A 16,440-nucleotide genomic window follows, 5' to 3' on the forward strand; every position below is an offset into this window, starting at 1 on the left:
GGAAGCATGACGGTTCCCGAGATCGAAGCCGGCGACTTCCCGGCCGACGGCTACCTACTCGACGTGCGCGAGCAGGAGGAATGGGTGGCGGGACACGCGCCCGAGGCCGTGCACATCCCGATGTCCGAGATCCAGGGCAGGGTGGACGAGGTCCCCGCCGACCGCACCGTTTACGTGGTGTGCCGGGTGGGCGGCCGCTCGTTCCAGGTCGCGGCGTGGCTGACCCAGCTCGGGCACGAGGCCGTCAACGTGGGCGGCGGCATGCAGTCCTGGGAGGCCTCCGGCAAGCAGATGGTCAGCGAGTCCGGTCAGCCGCCCTTCGTGGCCTAGCTCTCCCCGGGGGGTAGTTGCCCGAGGGGGAATGGTGCATCATAGGGGCGCACGCCAGGACAAACCGGCGGGCGATCACAGCTGAACCGCGGGAGCTTGGGGCAACCAGGCTGAGAGGGCAGATACCGCTGCTGCCGACCGCATGAACCTGTCCGGGTAATGCCGGCGTAGGGAGAGTGCGATGACGGACGTCGTCGATGATGCGAAGCATGCCGAAGTTCCGCTGACCCTCGAGGGCGCTCCGCCGCCCAAGACCCTCGGCGTGCTCGACCAGGGGGCGCTGTGGGCCAACCTCGGCGTCAGCCTCCTGGGCTTCTCAGGAGCGCTGCTGCTCCTCGAACCGATCAAGGGCCTGCGGCTCTCGGTGCCCGCTGCGCTGGTCGCGGCGGTCGTCGGGAGCCTGATCGGATCGGCCATGGTGGGCCTGTCCGCGATCCCCGGCACCCAGACGGGGCGGCCGGCGATGGTCCTGCTCCGCGGCCTGTTCGGAGCCAGGCTCTCCTACCTGCCCACGGCGCTGAACATCGTGCAGATGCTCGGCTGGGGCGCCTTCGAGCTCTGGGTGATCGCCACTTCCGCCCAGGCCGTGTTCGGGGCGGCCGTGCCGTACTGGCTGCTGGTGATCGCGGCGGGGGCGCTCACGACCGCGCTAACCATCTGGCCGCTGGGAGCGGTCAGGATCCTGCGGCGCTACGTCACTATCGGAGTGATCGTCTCGCTCGTCTGGTTCGCCGTGGCGTTCCTGCGGGAGGCCCCTCCGCAGAGCGGGGGATCCTGGACGGCGTTCGCGCCCGCCGTGGACTACGTGATCGCGCTGTCGGTGTCGTGGGTGCCGATGGCGGCCGACTTCGCCCGGCACTCGCGCTCCAGCGGAGCCGCCTTCACCGGCGTGGTCGGCGGTTACAGCATCGCCCAGGTCGCCTGCCTGGGGCTGGGGATCTACGCGGTGGCGATGGGCGAGGGGTTCACACCGTTCATCGCGGCGCCGCTGGGAGTGCTGTTCTTCTCGATCCTGATCCTGCGCGAGACCGACCAGTCCTTCGCCAACAACTACTCCACGACCATGTCGCTGCAGAACCTGCTGCCTCGGATCGACCGGCGCATTCTCTCCGGCACGATCGGCGTGATCACCGTCGGGATCGCCCTGCTGGTGGACGTGAACTCCTACGGCGCCTTCCTCGGCGTGATCGGGGCGGTGTTCGTGCCGATGTTCGCCGTGCTGGCCGTCGACTACTTCCTGCTCGGTGGGGCCAGGAACTGGGACACCTCCGAGGAGGCGCCCGCCCGCTGGTCCATGCTGATCCCCTGGGCGCTGGGGTTCGTCGCCTACTGGCTGACCACGTCCACGCCGACCGTCGAGGCATGGGACGCCTTCTGGCAGCCCATGCGCGATGCGATCAGGCAGCCGTGGATGAACGGCGCGCTCGGCGCGGCGCTGGTGGCAGCGCTGGTGACGCTGGCTATCGGCCTGCCAAGGCGCGGGCTTCGACGTTGAGCAGGTGGCGCTTGGCGGCCGCGCCCCCGGGGTAGTCGCCGAGCTCGCCGCCCTCACGCACGACGCGGTGCGACGGCACGATCACGCACACGGGGTTGGCGTTGACCGCGTTGCCGACCGCGCGCAGCGCGCGCGGCCGCCCGATGCGCTCGCCGATCTCCTCCAGGGCGATGGCCGTGCCGTACGGCACAGCCATCGTCTTCTGCAGCACCGTGCGCGCGAACGGCGTGGCCAGCGCCAGGTCCACCGGCGTGGCGAAGGTCCGCAGGCGCCCGGAGAAGTAAGCGTCAAGCTCCCTGCGCACCGGGTCGAGCCGCCCGGGGTTCGGCCCGATGAAGGTGCCCACGTGCCGGCTCAGCTGCTCGAACACGCTGTTCTCTGGCTCGAAGCTGCAGGCCACGATGCCCCTCGCGGTCATGGCCAGCACGAGCCTGCCGACCGCGCCGTCGTAGGTGCCGAAGGCGATGTCGGGCGGAGTTTCGCCCCGATACGTGCCCGATGTCACCCGCAACAGCGCATCGAGGTCGTCAGCCGACATACCCTCACCCCCTCGGGCAGCGTATCGGACGGATCCGCCGACGTCGGCGCGATGGCACGGGCACTATGGAGGTGTGGGGGACGACAGGGCCGGAGGTGACGACGAGCTGGCCCGTGCGGTGCTTGCCAGCTCGCCCAACGCCGTCGTCGCGCTCGACAGGGACCAGACGGTCCTGGTGTGGAATCCGGCCGCGGAACGCCTCTTCGGCTGGAGCGCCGAGGAGATGCTCGGCCGCAGGGCGCCGATCGTGCCGGAGGAGCTGACCGCCGAGCACAACGCGGTGCTCGAGCGCGTGCGCACGGGCGGTCAGGTCTCGCTGCGCACCAAGCGGTTCCGCAGCGACGGCGCGCTGCTCGACCTGCGCGTCGACACCAGCGCCCTGCGCCAGGGCAACTCGGTCGTGGGCTACGTGTGCGTGCACCACCTGACCGAGGTGGACGAGAGCGCCAAGCACCGGATGGCGCGCCGGGCCAGGCTCGTGCGCCGGCTCACCGACGTGGTCGGCGACATCAACGCCGAGCTGGAGCTGCCCGCCGTACTCGACCGGATCTCCGCCAGTCTCACCGAGCTGACCGGCGCCGATGCCGGCGGGTTCGTGCTCATCGAGGGTGAACGGCTGCGCCTGGTCAGCACCTACCAGCTGCCGGGCTCCATCCGCGACACCACCACCGACCTGCGCAGCAGCCTCGTCGGCAAGCTGTTACGCGCCGGCAAGACCGTGATGCTGGAATCGCAGGGGCTCGACGACCTGGTCTGGGCCGAGCTGGACGGCCTGCACACGATCGCGCTCGGCCTGGCCGCCGTGGGTGGCCGCCCCTATGGAGCGCTCTACGCCCTGTTCGCCGGCGACAAGCCGGGACACGTCGAGCTCGAACTGCTCGAACTGCTGGCCGGCCATGCGGGCATCGCCGTCGGAAACGCGGTGGCCTACCAGGACGCGGTACGGCAGCGCGCGCACGAGCGGGCCGTCTTCGACGCCAGCGCCGACGGCATCGCCGTGCTCGACGGGAAAGGCAGGGTGATCCAGTGGAACCCGGCCGCCGCCGAGCTCACCGCCTTCACCGCCGACGCCGTGCTGGGCGGGCCGCCGCCCTTCCCGCTGCCCGAGCCCGGGGAGAAGCTCACCTTCCAGCTGGAGACCGGCCGCTGGCTCGACGTCGTCAGCGCCAGGATCGAGGAGACCGGCGAGGTGGTCGTCGACTTCCGCGACGTGACCAGGGCCAAGGAGCTGGAGGAGGCCAAGGACCTGTTCCTGGCCACGACCAGCCACGAACTGCGCACCCCGATCACGATCGTGCGCGGGTTCGCCAGCACGCTCGACTCCCGCTGGGACAAGCTGACCGACCTGGAGCGCCGCTCCGCCGTGCACACCATCGCCGAGCGGGCCAAATCCCTCGGGCACCTGATGGACCACCTGCTGCTCGGCTCCAGGGCCGGGGCCGACGAGCTGGCCGTCCGCATCGAGACCTTCGACCTGGGCGAGCGCATCCACGCCGCCACGCTCGGGCTGCCGGTGCTGTCCGACCGGCATCGGGTCGAGGTGGTCATCCCGGACGGCCTGCCGTACGTCAGCGGGGACGCGCTGGCCACGGACATCATCCTGGGGCAACTGCTGGAGAACGCCTTCAAGTACTCGCCGCAGGGCGGGCTGATCAGCGTCGAGGCGTGGCCGGAGGACGAGCACGTGGTGGTCGTGGTGGACGACGAGGGCCTCGGCATCGCGCCCAACGACCGAGAGCGGGTCTTCGAGCGGTTCGTCCAGGTCGACAGCGGCGACAGGCGCCGCTTCGGCGGAGTCGGGCTCGGGCTCTACATCGTGCGCAGCCTGGCCAGGGCCCAGGGCGGGGACGTGACGGCCCATCCGCGGCCCGGCGGAGGGACACGGATGCGAGTTGTTCTGCATACCGGATCCGACACACCGAAGCGGTAACGAGGTGGTCACGGATCCGCTGATCTATCGTCCAATGTGTACAAGCTGTGATCGAGATGCGGTTTCTGGGAATGGGGAACGGGGCATTTCGGTCGTACCGGGGAGTGTGCCCGCGGGGGGCACTGGGAGCGGGGAGGTGAGCGTGTCCAGCGTGGTGCTGTTGCCATACGCACCGTCGAGCGTCGCCGTCGCCCGCCAGCGTCTCTGCAACGATCTCGAGGACAGCGGGGTCTCCACCGGCGCCATCGACGATGCCGTGCTCGTGGTGAGCGAACTGCTCAGCAACGCTCTGCGGCACGCGCATCCACTGCCTTCCGGGATGGTCCGGGTGGCCTGGCTGTGGAGCGACGACCACGTCGAGGTCGCCGTCAGCGACGGGGGAGCCGCCACCGAGCCGCGCGCCGGCCGGCCGACCCTGTCTTCGCTGGGTGGCCGGGGGCTCGGCATCGTGGAGTACGTGGCAGAGAGCTGGGGGGTTCGCCACGACGGCGACACCACGACGGTCTGGGCGGTGCTGCCCGCACCGAACGGATCGGTGAACGGGCGCGCACCCGCGCTCAAAGAGGCCGGGTAGCCAGCACTGCCCGCTCGGTCGTGGCCCACGTCGTCGAGACCAGCAGGTAGAGCCCGGCAGCCAGCGGCAGCCAGAGCGCGGCCAGCACCGAGGTGAACGGCAGCAGCGGCAGCAGCCTGCGCATCCAGGCCGGCTGGTCCTGCGTCACCGTGATCCGCCGCGACGACCACCAGGCCACCAGCGCCGTCGCCACGATCAGCAGTACGAAGACCATAATTGGCCAACTGAGTAGACCGTAACTCGCCACCACGCCCGCGATCGGCTGCCCGAGCGGCGCGCCGAACAGGTAGTGGCCGGCCAGCGCGGTCGGATGCGTGGCGACCCGGAACATCACCCACATGAACGGCAACTGCGCCAGCCCCGGCAGGATCCCGGCGAACGGTGAGCTGCCCTCCTTGGCGTAGAGCGCGGTCAGTTCCTTGCTCAGCCGCTCCGGGTTGCGCCCGTGCCGCTTCTGCAGCTCGCGCAGCTTCGGCGCCAGGCGTTCCTTCAGCTTGGCGCCGCGGGCCTGCTTGACGCTCAGCGGCAGGATGGCTAGCCGTACGGCCAGCGTGAACACGACGATGGCGAGGGCGGCGTTGCCACCGGCCAGGCCGACGATGAACGTGACAAGAGAATCGATCATGAGCCCTTGGTTTCATGAGAGGTTGACGGGCTCGATCGACGAGCCCCGCTGGAATCAGAGAGCGGGGCTGGGTGATGGCGCTCGTGGACGCGGTCTGCCCGCCGCGTCTGGATCACGCTGGCGCTGGAACGCCGTGCGCCGCGCGTAGCTCAGCGGGAACGCGGTCGATCGCCCGGCGCCGAGCGGCAGCAATCTGGCGGCCCACTCCACCAGGAGCAGGACCGCCAGCATGGTGACCCCGATGATCCAGGGGTCAAGGAGGAACAGCGTCACCGCGACGAGGAGGATCCCGAGCTGCTCATCACCTTTACGGCGATGAAGACGATCACTCCGATGACGGCCACCAGCAGTGCCAGCTTCAGCAGGCCCATGATCAGCGGCAGGATGAAGGTGAACAGCACGAAAAGGGCGGCCGCTGCGCCGATGACGAGCATGATGACTCGACTCATGTGCCTACCGTACGTCCTTCCGCGATGATCCGCGACGCTTACGAACCAATGACGTGCATATGGGAACCGGGCCCGCACGCCGTACCGTGAGGGTGTGGACACCCGCATCCTGGTCGTCGACGACGACCCCACGGTCGCCGAGGTCGTGGCGCGCTATCTGGAGCGCGACGGGCACCGCGTCGAGTGCGTGGGCGACGGCGCCGAGGCGCTGCGCAGGGCGCTGGCCAGCCCGCCGGATCTGATGGTGCTCGACCTCATGCTGCCCAAGGTCGACGGGCTGCAGGTGTGCAAGAAGCTGCGCGAGCGCTGGCCGGTCCCGGTGATCATGTTGACCGCGCTCGGCGAGGAGATCGACAGGGTCGTCGGCCTGGAGACCGGCGCCGACGACTACGTGACCAAGCCGTTCAGCCCGCGGGAACTGGCGCTGCGCGTGCAGTCGGTGCTGCGCCGCGCCAGGGGCGCCGCGGTCACCGGCGGCACCGGCGTGCTGCGCGACGCCGACCTGGTCGTGGACGTCGGCGCGCACGAGGTACGGCTGGACGGCTCGGAGATCATGTTGACCGCCAGGGAGTTCGACCTGCTGGCGTACCTGATGCGCAACCCGCGGCAGGCCTTCAGCCGCTCGGCGCTGCTCGACCAGGTCTGGGGCTGGTCCTTCGGCGACACCTCCACGGTGACCGTGCACGTCAGACGGCTGCGCGAGAAGATCGAGGCGGACCCCACCGAGCCGCGGCGGATCGTCACGGTGTGGGGCGTCGGATACAGGTACGAGCCAGTGCCATGATCGTCCTTCCCGCCCTGCTGTCCGGGCTCGTGGTGGCGTTCATCGGCCTGCTGGCGATGTGGCTGCTGCGCACCCGGTCGATCGGGGTCATGCTGGCGCTGGCCGTGGTGGTGGCCGTGGCGGCGACGCTGGCGGGCGTGATCGTGATCATCCTGAAGATGATCATCGGGGGTGAGGCGCAGGACGTCGTCCTGATGGTCGTGGCCGTGGGCGGGCTCGTCGGCCTCGGGGTGGCCTTCGTACTGGCCCGCCGGGTGCTCATGGAGAGCAGGCGCTTCGTGGACGCGATCCGCTCGATGCCGTTCACCGCTCCGCACGGGCTGCCCGCCGAGCTGCAGACCATCGCCAACGCCCTGGAGGAGTCCTACGCCCGCGAGCAGGCGCTGGAAGGGGCGCGGCGGGAGCTGGTGGCCTGGGTCAGCCACGACCTCCGCACGCCGCTGGCGGGCATGCGGGCCATGGTCGAGGCGCTGCAGGACGGGGTGGTGTCCGATCGTGCGACCGTCGGCCGCTACCACGCCCAGATCAAGCTGGAGGTGGAGCGGCTGTCGGGCATGGTCGACGACCTCTTCGAGCTGTCCCGGATCCACGCCGGCGCGCTGCGCCTGTCCACGGCCAGGGTCGGGCTGGCCGACCTGGTCGCCGACACGCTGGCCGGAGCCGAGCCGCTGGCCAGGGCCAAAGGGGTACGGCTGGCCTTCGAACCCGGCGAGGTCGTGCCCGTCGAGGCCGACCCGGGGGCGCTCGGACGGGCGCTGGGCAACCTCGTGGTGAACGCCATCCGGCACACGCCCTCCGACCACACGGTGGTGCTGCGGGCGGCGGTGACGGACGGGATGGCATGCCTGTCGGTGGCCGACGCCTGCGGAGGGATCCCGGCGGATGACCTGTCGCGGGTGTTCGACGTGGCCTTCCGCGGTGAGGCCGCGCGCACGCCCATCGCCGGGGGCGGGGCGGGGCTCGGGCTCGCCATCGCCCAGGGGATCGTCGAGGCGCACGACGGGGTGATCGACGTGGTCAATGACGGGCCAGGCTGCCGGTTCGAGATCCGGCTTCCGCTGGGGCACTAGGCGGACTCCGGCATGGGGGAGACCGCGTCGGGTGTCGTGCGGGGCGCGCTCAGCGGGCTCACCGCGGCGACGTCCGTCTCCTCGTACGCCGTGCCCGGCATGTCGCGCGCACCGGTCTGGGCGAGGGCGACGCTCGGCGCGCTCGCGGCCAGGGCCGCGTTCGTCGCCGGGGGTGTGATGGTCAGGTGGGCGGGTTCGCTCGCCGTACTCGCCGCCGAGGAGCCGAAGGCTTCGGACATCGCGCGGAACGTCGGGCAGGGCCAGCGCCACATGCAGCTGCGGCAGCGCAGGATCGGGTGCGCCGCGTCGCTGGTGATGCCGCCCGCGTCGCGCGGCTGGTGCAGGTCGAGCAGCCGCAACCCGAGCTCGGCGAAGGTCAGCAGCTCGTCGCGGGCGCCGGCGAGGAAGTCGAGATCCTCCACGGTCAGACGGATGCGCACCGGCACGTATCCCTCGTGGTTCACCAGGCCACGCAGGCGTCCCGCCTCGTCGTGCCACGAGGACGCCTTCTCTGTGCGGATCTGAATCTCCTCCAGCCGCTCGCGCACCCGCGCGCGCTGGGGGTCATCCGGTTGGTCTGTTTTCATCGATGCTTGAGCCCGTATTCCCTTTTGGCCACGTTGTGACCGGAGTCGGGCTACTCCCCTTTCCGGCCGTGCCGGTATCACAGTGTCAAGCTTCGCGTACTCTCAGTTTTCATGGAGGCCAAACGGGGGACAAAAACCGGTCGTTCCCCTATCGGCGTGAGAACGTGACCCAGAGCGCTCGCGCCGCTAGCCTGCCCATGTGGAGCTCAAGGTCTCGACTCGATCACATGCCGGCCATGCCCTGGTGGCCATCGCCGGAGAAATAGACCTCTATACGGCACCCCACCTGCAGTCGGAGTTCACCCGGCTCTTGCAGGAGGGGCCAAGCCGCGTGGTCATCGACATGTCCGCCGTCGACTTCTGTGACTCGACGGGGATGAACGTGCTGCTATCGGCACTCAAACGGATCAAGGAGCAGGGAGGCGCGCTGGACGTGGCCGCCCCGCGGCCGGCCGTACGCAAGATCCTTCAGGTGACAGGGCTCGACTCGGTGTTCACCGTGCATGATGAGGTGCCCGAGGAGTTCCTGATCGCCGAGGGGTCATGACGGCCGACACCGCGGTGGTCATCCCGGCCAAGAACGAGGCCGGGCGGATCGGACCGACCGTCAAGGCGGCGCTCGCGCTGCCCGGCGTCGACCTCGTCGTGGTCGTCGACGACGGCTCGGCCGACCGGACGGGCAAGGTCGCGCGGGAGGCGGGCGCCCGGGTGGTCCGCCACAGCCGCAACAGGGGCAAGGCCGCGGCGATGGAGAGCGGCGCGGAAGCCGTCCGCCTGCTCGACGGTCAGACGCCGCGGCACCTGTTGTTCCTCGACGCCGACCTGGGCGAGACCGCCGCGGCCGCCGCGGCGCTCGTCGAGCCGGTGCGCGCGGGCAAGGCCGACCTGGCCATCGCGGTCTTCACCACCCTGGTGAGGCTCGGCGGTCACGGGATGGTCGTACGGCTGTCGCGCGAGGGCATCAAGCGGGCCACCGGGTTCGAGGCGACCCAGCCGCTCAACGGGCAGCGCTGCATCACCCGCGCGGCCTTCGAGGCGGCCAGACCGCTGGCGCACGGCTTCGGCGTGGAGACGGGCATGACCATCGACCTGCTGCGCAAGCGATATCGCGTGGTGGAGGTGGAGGTGGACATGGCGCACAGGGCCACGGGCACGGACTGGCGCGCCCAGCTCCACCGGGCCACGCAGCTGCGTGATGTCGCCCTGGCGCTGGTGGCTCGCGAGCCGATCATCCGCGACACGATCCTTCCCCGCCGACCCTAGCGGCCCTTTCCGCCGCGCGCCCTGCATGCCCTGTGCGTTGTCCACAGGGCAGGGTGGGGTGTGCGCGGTTGTCCACAGGCGGGCGACGAAGGCGTGGCGCGCGTGGCGGATGTGCTGGAATCTCTGCGTGACCTCGACGACGCAAGGACCCGCGACCCGCCGGCTGCCCATGGCCGCAGCCGCGGCGATCGGCGCGTCCATCGTCCTGACGATCACGATCTCCCTGCTCGGCCCGTCGGCGATGGTCCCCACGCTGGCGGGTCCCGCGTGGCAACCGCCGTTCTTCCTGAACCTGCACCCCGATCCTCACCTGGTCATCGCCATGGGCGCGGCGGCGATCGTCCTGGGTGGCCTGGGGCTGCTGCTCGGCCTGCGCGGCCTTCCCGGCAAGCCGGTGACCTGGGTCTTCATCGGCTGTGTCGCCGCCGGGCTGCTCGCCTTCCTGCCCCCTTCCGGCTCGGGTGACCACCTCAACTACGCCGCGTACGGCCGCATGGTCGTCCTGGGGGTCAGCCCGTACACCCACGGCGCGACGGACCTTCCCGGCGACCCGATCGCCGACGCCGTGGAGCGGCCATGGCGAGAGGAGCCGAGCGTCTACGGGCCCGTGGCCACGGCCGTCCAGGCGGCGGCCAGCTGGGTCGGCGGCGACTCCGTCCGGCTCACCATCTTCGTCCTGGCCCTGGTCAACGCCGCGGCCTTCATCACGACCGCGCTCCTGATCGACCGCTTCACCCGCGACGACCCTGCTGTGCGGCTGCGCGCCGCGCTCCTGTGGACGGCCAACCCGCTGCTGCTGTACCACCTGGTGGCGGGGATGCACATCGACACCCTGGCGATCGCCTGCATGGTCGCCGCCGTCCTGTCCCGCACCCGCCTGGTCCGTGCCGGTCTCCTGCTGGGCCTGGGCGTCGCGGTCAAGCTCAACGCCGGGCTCGTCGCGCTCGGTCCCGCCTGGGAGCTGCGTCGCCGCCCCGGCCGCCTGGTGGTCATGGCAGGCGCGGCGGTGGCCGTCGTCGCCCTCGGCTACGCCCTCACGGGTCCTGCCGCCCTGGCGCCGGTGAGCCGGACCAGTAAGGCGGTCTCCTTCGCCTCCTACTGGAAGCTTGTCCAGGGGTGGCTCCAGTCCCTGTTCGGCTCGGGCGCCTACCGTGCCGAACTCCAGATCGCCTCCGTCGCCGTCATAGCTCTCCTGGCCTACCTCCTCTTCCGCCTCGCGGCCGCCACCCGCCCCCTGCCCGTCACCGAATCCCCCGGATTCCTGGGGGTGGGGCCGGCAGGGGTGGGCGCGCCCGTGGTGGCGGTGGTGGTCGTCACGGCCTACGTGTTCGCCACGCCGTACCTCCTGCCCTGGTACGACGGGATGGCCTTCGGGCTGCTCGCGCTGGTGGCGGCCTCCACGCTCGACCAGTTCCTCGTGGTGCACCTGTTCGTGCTGTCCCTCGGCTACCTGCCGGCGCGGGTGGAGGGGCAGCCGGGGGACCTGGCCTGGCTCACGACCGTGGTTCGGTCTCGGATGGTGCCGTGGGCGTTGCTGGCGCTGACGGTCGCGCTGGGTTGGTGGGCTTGGCGAGCTGCAGCGCGCGCACGCAGGCCGCGAGCGTCAGCGGGACGGCCACGGTGAGCGCCATCGCCGGGATGGCGATCCCGGAGTCGTTGCTGAGGAAGCCGACGAAGGCGCAGGTCAGCGCGCCGAACAGGCCCGCACGGAGCGCCGGCGCCAGCCGGTACGCCTGGCCGAGCGCCGAGGCGCCCCACCGCGACGGCCGGTCGAGGACGAAGAACAGGAAGGCCAGCGCCACCACCGTGAGCAGCGTGAGCGACCAGTTCCCGACGGTCACGCCGACCATCGCGCTGAACTTGCGCCACACCACGGTCCCCGCCTGCCCGTCGATGACCTGCTGCACGAACGTGCCCAGGTGGGTGCGCTGCTCGGCCGGCCGTAGCCAGTCGAACACCGCGATCGCCGAGATCAGTGCGGCTCCCGCCACCGCGACCAGGATCAGCTTCACCACCGAGACCCGGCGGCCGGACAGCAGGATCAGCAGGACGGCGACGCCGATCACGAAGGCGGGCACGCCGCCGAAGTCGGCTCCCCACGACGGCCACCCGTCGGCGAAGACGGCCAGCCCGCCGTACGCGGCGCAGACCAGCACGACGAGTGGGCGGGCGAGGCCGCGCCCGCGCAGCCACTGCGCGACTCCGGCCAGGGCCAGGATGGTGCCGGTCGAGTACACGGCGAAGGCGATGTTACTGAAGCCGTAGAACCGCCCGCCGGTGACGGGCTCGTAGCCGGTGACGGCGTTGACCTGCAGCGTGGATCCGGTCATCACGTCGATCAGCAGCGCCACTGAGCTGATGCCCGCCACGACGGTCAGCGGGCCGAGCACGTGCGCCCGCCACGGTCCCGCGAAGGCCACGCCGGTGATCAGTACGGCGATGCCGAGGATCGTGCCGATCAACGCGACCATCGGAGCCCCGAGGCTCCACCACGGCACCAACTGCGCCAGGAACGTGGACACCGCGATGGCCCCGCTGACCACGGACACCAGCTGCACCGCCACCAGCAGCCGAGACGTGGCCGCATCGTCCCCGAGAGCCCTGTCGGCACGCGAGTCCTCGGCGGGGGACGTGCCCGCATCGGGGGACGTGGAGGTGCCGGCGGAGCGGCGGCGGCGCAGGGCCAGGGCGGCGAAGGCGTAGAAGAGGAGCTGGACGGTGACGAACACCGCGAAGAAGGGGCCGCGGACGTCGCGCAGGACCTGGCTGGCCAGGTCGCTGTCGGCCAGTTGCGTGACGGTGTCGGCGACCGTGGCGGCGGCCTCGCCGTCGTTGTCCCAGGTACGGCCCACCACGGCGCGCGGCTCGGGGAGGCCGAGCAGGTGGATGGCCGTGGCCGTCAGATCGGTGATGGTGACCAGGCCGTCCTGGCGCGTGGAGGTCGCCGTGAGCAGGCCCCGGCGGTACGGCGCGCCGCTCGGCGACGGGCCGGTGGCGATGGCGACGTGCAGGTGGGCGTTGGGCGTGACGTCGGAGACTCCGGCCACCAGGACGGTCGTATCCGCGGGGAGCTTGCCGAGCAGCGTGCCGATGCTTGCGTCGGCTTCGGCGACGGCCGTCTGCCGGGCCGAGGGCGAGAGCGGGAGGGGCACGCCGAATTCGTCGAGTGGTTGCCGCAGCCACGCCTCGGACAGGGCGCCGGCTTCGAAGACGACCAGGTTGTACGGGGTGAGGTCGCCTGCCGATGCCGGGGAATCCGCGTATTTCGCGACCTTGCCGGTCTTGTCGGCGGCGCCGAGGGCGGCTCCCGGACCGATGGCCACGACCTTGCCGCCGGAATCCTTGACGAGCTGGCCGAGGGTGCCCAGCTCCGCGTCGTACCCGGTCGACGCCTGGTACTTCACCAGACCGGACCAGTCCGGCACGCTCGCGCCCTCGCCCTCCGCCTGGGGCGTTGGGGGGCTCGGGCATCCGCGGCCCGCCGTACCGGCCCGCTGGCCCGCTGAGACGGTCAGCCAACCGGCGGTGGGGCAGGTGATGCCGCGATCGGGCGGCGGCACGGCACGAGTCGACAGCGACGCGGCGCCGCCCTGGCCGACGAGCTTCCACAGGTTCGGAGTCCGAGCCTGGTCGAGGTCGCTCCACTCGAGCCCGGGCACGCCCACGACGGCCACCCGTCCCCGCGCCCGTTCGGCCGCTCCCGCTGTGCCAACTCCCAGCACCAACACCACAAGCCCCACCAACAGCGCCGCCACCCACCGCCCACCACCGCGGGCACCTGCGGGGCGCTTCGGCCCGGACGCATGAACTCCCGGGTCGTAGGCGGAACACGACTGAGGCAAGGCACAGGACGAGGAACGGCGGGGCGGGTGGGAGGTGGCGGCCGGCAGTGCGATGGGAGAGGAGGAGGTCGGAGACACGGGGGTGGCGTGTACGCGGGGCGCTACGGCGGGAGGAGTGGTCGTGGTGCGGAGGTGCTGGTCGGAGGGGGTGTGCGGAGGCAGGTTGGGAGGGGTGGGGAAGGGCGCGTCAGTGGGGGTGGTGGTGTGGTGCATGCGTGGGGACCCCCGGTGTCAGCGCGCTCGATCGACAACAGCCACGGTAACGTGCCACACCGTGACAGGTGGTGTGGCGACGACGATCAAGCGGCAGTGGTGGGCGTGGGCCGTCTCCCTGCTGCTCATCGTGGCGGCGGCGGCCCCGCTGGTGCTGCCGTGGCTGACCAACCCGGACGACCAGCGTCTCGTCGACCTGGACGTGTACCGCACCGGCGGGGAGATGCTCCTCGAGGGGCGGCCCCTGTACGAATTCTTCACCCCTGCCCCGCAGCTGCTGCCGTTCACCTACCCGCCGATCGCGGCGATGCTGGCCGTACCGCTGGCGGAGATGTCGTGGACCACGGCTCAGTGGGTGTGGACCGTGGGGATCTTCGTGTCGCTGGGGGTGACGGTCGGCTTCGCGTTCCGCCGGGTCCTGACGAAGCCTGCCGGCCAGGCGCTGACGAGCCGCGATGGCCGAGCGCCGGCGAGCAGCGACGGCCAGGTGCTTACCAAGCAGGGCAGGCCTGGCGGACCGACGGCGACCGAGCCGGCACCCTACGCGCCGTGGCTGTTCGCGCTGTTGATGATCGCGTGCACCTACCTGATGCCCATCCGCGACCAGGTCCGCTTCGGTCAGGTGGACATCCTGCTGGTGGCGCTGTGCGTGGCCGACTGCGTCGCCAGGCGGCCGTGGTGGCCGCGCGGCTTCCTGATCGGCCTTGCCACGGCCGTCAAGCTGACCCCGGGCGTCTTCCTGATCTATCTGCTGGTGACGCGGCAGTGGCGCACGTTCTGGATGGCCTCGTTCGTCACCGCGTTGCTGACGTTGATCCCGTTCGCGGTGATCCCCCGGGACGCGGCCGGCTTCTGGTTCAAGGCCCTGCTCGACCCGGAGCGCCTGGGCGCCAACAACGCCACCACGAACCAGTCGATCCGCGCCATGCTGGTCCGGCTATACCTGCCCAGCGACACGCTGACGACGGCGCTGTGGCTGGTGCTGGCGGCGGTCGTCGGCTGGTACGGCTTCCGCGCCGCCAAGCAGGCGCTCGAGGCCGGCGACGAGATCACCGCGGTGGCGCTGACCGGCCTGATGGCGGTGCTCCTGTCGCCGGTGGCGTGGATCCACCACCTGGCCTGGGTGGTCGTGGTGCTGGCCGCGATCGTCGGCGACGGGCGCGACAGGGTGCGGCTGTGGGTGGCGGCGGGTGTCTGGCTGTATTTCGTGGTGCCGGTGCCGTGGTGGGGCGTGTCGCTGAAGGTGGTCGGGTGGAACGTCGTCGGCAAGATCGTGCAGGACGGGTTCGGGCTGGGCGCGCTCTTCCTGGTGTGGCTGCTGGCGAGTTGGTTGCCCAAACGGCGCAGTATTCCTTGACCAACTGATTACCCTCTGTCGTGTGCTGGTTACCGTATGGGTCATCGTGGGCGTCGTCGCCGGGGTCAGCGGCGTCGTCATCGGATATGTCGCGCTGAAGCAGGCACGGGCCGCCGTGGACGACTGCCAGCAGATGCTCACCAGGCAGACGAGCGAGGGCAAGGGTGACCTGAAGGCCATCCGCGACGTGGCGGTCTGCCGCTACGACGCGCTCGAGGAGATGACGGGCAGGCTGTCGTTCTCGGTCGCGATGATCAACGGGCTGGGCGACGGGATCGTGCTCACCTCCATCAACGGCCGCTCCGAGACGCGCACGTACGTGCGTCCGGTGGTGGGTGGCAGGGGCACGCAGCCGCTGTCGCCGGAGGAGGAAGAGGCGGTCAGATCGGCCCGGCTGGGATTGGGTCCTGAGGTTGAGCGGCAAATGGCCAGGTGGTAAGGGCATAATCTGTTGCTATGGCAAGACTCGCCTATCTCGGTCCCGTAGGCACCTTCACCGAAGAGGCCCTGCGGCTCCTGGAGCCGGAGGCCGAACGCCTGCCGTGCGCGAACGTCAGCGCCGCGCTCAACGCGGTGCGCTCCGGTGAGGCCGACGGTGCCGTCGTCCCGCTGGAGAACTCGATCGAAGGCGCGATCACGACGACGCTGGACGAGTTCGCCTGGGGCGAGCCGCTCCTGATCACCGCCGAGCTGCTGCTGCCGGTGCAGTTCTCGCTGCTGGCGCGGCCCGACACCGAGCTCGTGCACATCAAGCGGGTTTACACCCATCCGGCGGCGATCACGCAGTGCCGCGGCTTCATCGCCAGGGAGCTGCCGGACGCCGTCGTGGTGGCCGCCCCGTCGACCGCCGCGGCCGCCCAGGAGGTGGCTCTGCCCGGCTCGCCGTACGACGCCGCGATCGCGGCACGGATCGCGGGCGAGCACTACGGGCTGGTGGAGCTGGCGGGCAACATCGGTGACCGCACCGACACCGTGACCCGCTTCGTCCGGGTGAGCCGCCCGGTCGCGCCGCCCGAGCCCACCGGCTCCGACCGCACGACGCTCGTGGTCTTCCTGGCCGACGACCACCCGGGTGCTCTGCTGGAGATGCTGACCGAGTTCTCGGTGCGCGGCGTCAACCTGACCCGCATCGAGTCGCGGCCCACCGGCGACGGCATCGGCCGCTACTTCTTCCACTTCGACTTCGAGGGCCACGTCGCCGACGCCCGCGTCGGCGAGGCCATCTCGGGCCTGCACCGCATCTGCGGCGAGGTGCGCTTCCTGGGCAGCTATCCGCGCGCGGACGGCATCACGCCCCAGATCAAGCGGGGTACGGCTGACGCCGAGTTCGCCGAGGCGGGCGAATGGCTGGCCAGGATCCGCGCGGGACAGGTGTGAGCACGG

Annotated in this window: 17 protein-coding genes, 1 pseudogene and 1 riboswitch; of the genes and pseudogenes, 12 read left to right on the forward strand and 6 right to left on the reverse strand. The window is 70.9% G+C overall.

Going from position 1 to position 16,440, the window contains the following annotated elements:
- Positions 1 to 6 precede the first annotated feature (6 nt).
- Both ACIBHX_RS42330 and ACIBHX_RS42335 read left to right on the forward strand, forming a co-directional pair.
- A complete protein-coding gene (locus ACIBHX_RS42330) occupies positions 7 to 330 on the forward strand; it encodes a rhodanese-like domain-containing protein (RefSeq protein ID WP_397073380.1) in 324 nt (107 codons plus the stop codon).
- Positions 331 to 408: 78 nt separating this feature from the next.
- A riboswitch (TPP riboswitch) is annotated at positions 409 to 522 on the forward strand.
- On the forward strand, positions 512 to 1,825 hold the full coding sequence (locus ACIBHX_RS42335; RefSeq protein WP_397073382.1) for a purine-cytosine permease family protein: 1,314 nt from the start codon (positions 512 to 514) through the stop codon (positions 1,823 to 1,825). It overlaps the preceding riboswitch by 11 nt.
- On the opposite strand, the gene ACIBHX_RS42340 is transcribed toward ACIBHX_RS42335, so the two are convergent.
- Positions 1,791 to 2,363: a methylated-DNA--[protein]-cysteine S-methyltransferase gene (locus ACIBHX_RS42340; RefSeq protein ID WP_397073384.1), complete on the reverse strand. Its 573-nt coding sequence runs from the start codon at positions 2,361 to 2,363 to the stop codon at positions 1,791 to 1,793. The genes ACIBHX_RS42335 and ACIBHX_RS42340 overlap by 35 nt on opposite strands.
- A 73-nt stretch (positions 2,364 to 2,436) precedes the next feature.
- On the opposite strand from ACIBHX_RS42340, the gene ACIBHX_RS42345 reads away from it, so the two are divergent.
- On the forward strand, positions 2,437 to 4,293 hold the full coding sequence (locus tag ACIBHX_RS42345; protein WP_397073386.1) for a PAS domain S-box protein: 1,857 nt from the start codon (positions 2,437 to 2,439) through the stop codon (positions 4,291 to 4,293).
- 142 nt (positions 4,294 to 4,435) lie between these two features.
- Positions 4,436 to 4,867 (forward strand): ATP-binding protein, encoded by a 432-nt coding sequence (locus ACIBHX_RS42350; protein WP_397073388.1) that lies wholly within the window; start codon positions 4,436 to 4,438, stop codon positions 4,865 to 4,867.
- On the opposite strand, the gene ACIBHX_RS42355 is transcribed toward ACIBHX_RS42350, so the two are convergent.
- Genes ACIBHX_RS42355 through ACIBHX_RS42365 form a run of 3 tightly spaced genes read right to left on the reverse strand, consistent with a single transcriptional unit; the run spans position 4,851 to position 5,941 of the window.
- Complete coding sequence (locus tag ACIBHX_RS42355) at positions 4,851 to 5,492, reverse strand: YidC/Oxa1 family membrane protein insertase (RefSeq protein ID WP_397073389.1); 642 nt, start codon at positions 5,490 to 5,492, stop codon at positions 4,851 to 4,853. The two genes, ACIBHX_RS42350 and ACIBHX_RS42355, sit on opposite strands and share 17 nt — an antisense overlap.
- Positions 5,493 to 5,546: 54 nt before the next feature.
- Complete coding sequence (locus ACIBHX_RS42360) at positions 5,547 to 5,765, reverse strand: DUF6412 domain-containing protein (RefSeq protein ID WP_397073391.1); 219 nt, start codon at positions 5,763 to 5,765, stop codon at positions 5,547 to 5,549.
- A complete protein-coding gene (locus tag ACIBHX_RS42365; protein ID WP_397073393.1) occupies positions 5,762 to 5,941 on the reverse strand; it encodes a hypothetical protein in 180 nt (59 codons plus the stop codon). The genes ACIBHX_RS42360 and ACIBHX_RS42365 overlap by 4 nt, the downstream gene beginning before the upstream one ends.
- 94 nt (positions 5,942 to 6,035) lie before the next feature.
- On the opposite strand from ACIBHX_RS42365, the gene ACIBHX_RS42370 reads away from it, so the two are divergent.
- The gene (locus ACIBHX_RS42370; protein ID WP_397073395.1) at positions 6,036 to 6,725 is read left to right on the forward strand and encodes a response regulator transcription factor; all 690 of its coding nucleotides are present in this window, start codon (positions 6,036 to 6,038) and stop codon (positions 6,723 to 6,725) included.
- A complete protein-coding gene (locus ACIBHX_RS42375; RefSeq protein WP_397073396.1) occupies positions 6,722 to 7,795 on the forward strand; it encodes a sensor histidine kinase in 1,074 nt (357 codons plus the stop codon). Before ACIBHX_RS42370 ends, ACIBHX_RS42375 begins: the two co-directional genes overlap by 4 nt.
- Here the strand turns inward: ACIBHX_RS42375 and ACIBHX_RS42380 are convergent.
- Positions 7,792 to 8,382, reverse strand: a complete 591-nt coding sequence (locus tag ACIBHX_RS42380) for a hypothetical protein (protein ID WP_397073398.1) — start codon at positions 8,380 to 8,382, stop codon at positions 7,792 to 7,794. The two genes, ACIBHX_RS42375 and ACIBHX_RS42380, sit on opposite strands and share 4 nt — an antisense overlap.
- A gap of 199 nt (positions 8,383 to 8,581) precedes the next feature.
- Between ACIBHX_RS42380 and ACIBHX_RS42385 the strand changes: the two genes are divergently transcribed.
- The 3 genes and pseudogenes from ACIBHX_RS42385 to mptB form a co-directional block, all read left to right on the forward strand.
- On the forward strand, positions 8,582 to 8,929 hold the full coding sequence (locus tag ACIBHX_RS42385) for an STAS domain-containing protein (protein WP_214319322.1): 348 nt from the start codon (positions 8,582 to 8,584) through the stop codon (positions 8,927 to 8,929).
- Positions 8,926 to 9,645, forward strand: coding sequence for a glycosyltransferase family 2 protein (locus ACIBHX_RS42390; protein ID WP_397073400.1), 720 nt, complete (start codon positions 8,926 to 8,928; stop codon positions 9,643 to 9,645). Before ACIBHX_RS42385 ends, ACIBHX_RS42390 begins: the two co-directional genes overlap by 4 nt.
- 322 nt (positions 9,646 to 9,967) lie before the next feature.
- Positions 9,968 to 10,864, forward strand: a pseudogene (gene mptB, locus ACIBHX_RS42395) (polyprenol phosphomannose-dependent alpha 1,6 mannosyltransferase MptB); the annotation flags it as partial.
- A gap of 274 nt (positions 10,865 to 11,138) precedes the next feature.
- On the opposite strand, the gene ACIBHX_RS42400 reads toward mptB, so the two are convergent.
- Entirely contained in the window at positions 11,139 to 13,400 is a 2,262-nt protein-coding gene (locus ACIBHX_RS42400) for a hypothetical protein (RefSeq protein WP_397073402.1), read from the reverse strand.
- 361 nt (positions 13,401 to 13,761) lie between these two features.
- Here ACIBHX_RS42400 and ACIBHX_RS42405 point away from each other — a divergent pair, with 361 nt between their 5' ends.
- From ACIBHX_RS42405 to pheA, 3 genes are read left to right on the forward strand one after another with little or no spacing between them, the layout of a single operon-like run.
- A complete protein-coding gene (locus ACIBHX_RS42405) occupies positions 13,762 to 15,057 on the forward strand; it encodes a glycosyltransferase 87 family protein (protein ID WP_397073403.1) in 1,296 nt (431 codons plus the stop codon).
- 22 nt (positions 15,058 to 15,079) lie between these two features.
- Complete coding sequence (locus ACIBHX_RS42410; RefSeq protein ID WP_397073404.1) at positions 15,080 to 15,496, forward strand: DUF4446 family protein; 417 nt, start codon at positions 15,080 to 15,082, stop codon at positions 15,494 to 15,496.
- Between the two features lie 17 nt (positions 15,497 to 15,513).
- Complete coding sequence (pheA, locus tag ACIBHX_RS42415; protein WP_397073406.1) at positions 15,514 to 16,434, forward strand: prephenate dehydratase; 921 nt, start codon at positions 15,514 to 15,516, stop codon at positions 16,432 to 16,434.
- Positions 16,435 to 16,440 lie beyond the last annotated feature (6 nt).

The sequence above is a fragment of the Nonomuraea sp. NPDC050536 genome (assembly GCF_044457685.1).
GTDB lineage: Bacteria > Actinomycetota > Actinomycetes > Streptosporangiales > Streptosporangiaceae > Nonomuraea.

What these genes read in the sequence shown, in the direction of transcription:
- ACIBHX_RS42365 (WP_397073393.1), bottom strand. Translation starts at nt 5,941, where the DNA reads ATGAGTCGAGTCATCATGCTCGTCATCGGCGCAGCGGCCGCCCTTTTC.
- ACIBHX_RS42375 (WP_397073396.1), top strand. Translation starts at nt 6,722, where the DNA reads ATGATCGTCCTTCCCGCCCTGCTGTCCGGGCTCGTGGTGGCGTTCATC.
- ACIBHX_RS42340 (WP_397073384.1), bottom strand. Translation starts at nt 2,363, where the DNA reads ATGTCGGCTGACGACCTCGATGCGCTGTTGCGGGTGACATCGGGCACG.
- ACIBHX_RS42330 (WP_397073380.1), top strand. Translation starts at nt 7, where the DNA reads ATGACGGTTCCCGAGATCGAAGCCGGCGACTTCCCGGCCGACGGCTAC.
- ACIBHX_RS42335 (WP_397073382.1), top strand. Translation starts at nt 512, where the DNA reads ATGACGGACGTCGTCGATGATGCGAAGCATGCCGAAGTTCCGCTGACC.
- pheA (WP_397073406.1), top strand. Translation starts at nt 15,514, where the DNA reads ATGGCAAGACTCGCCTATCTCGGTCCCGTAGGCACCTTCACCGAAGAG.
- ACIBHX_RS42355 (WP_397073389.1), bottom strand. Translation starts at nt 5,492, where the DNA reads ATGATCGATTCTCTTGTCACGTTCATCGTCGGCCTGGCCGGTGGCAAC.
- ACIBHX_RS42380 (WP_397073398.1), bottom strand. Translation starts at nt 8,382, where the DNA reads ATGAAAACAGACCAACCGGATGACCCCCAGCGCGCGCGGGTGCGCGAG.
- ACIBHX_RS42390 (WP_397073400.1), top strand. Translation starts at nt 8,926, where the DNA reads ATGACGGCCGACACCGCGGTGGTCATCCCGGCCAAGAACGAGGCCGGG.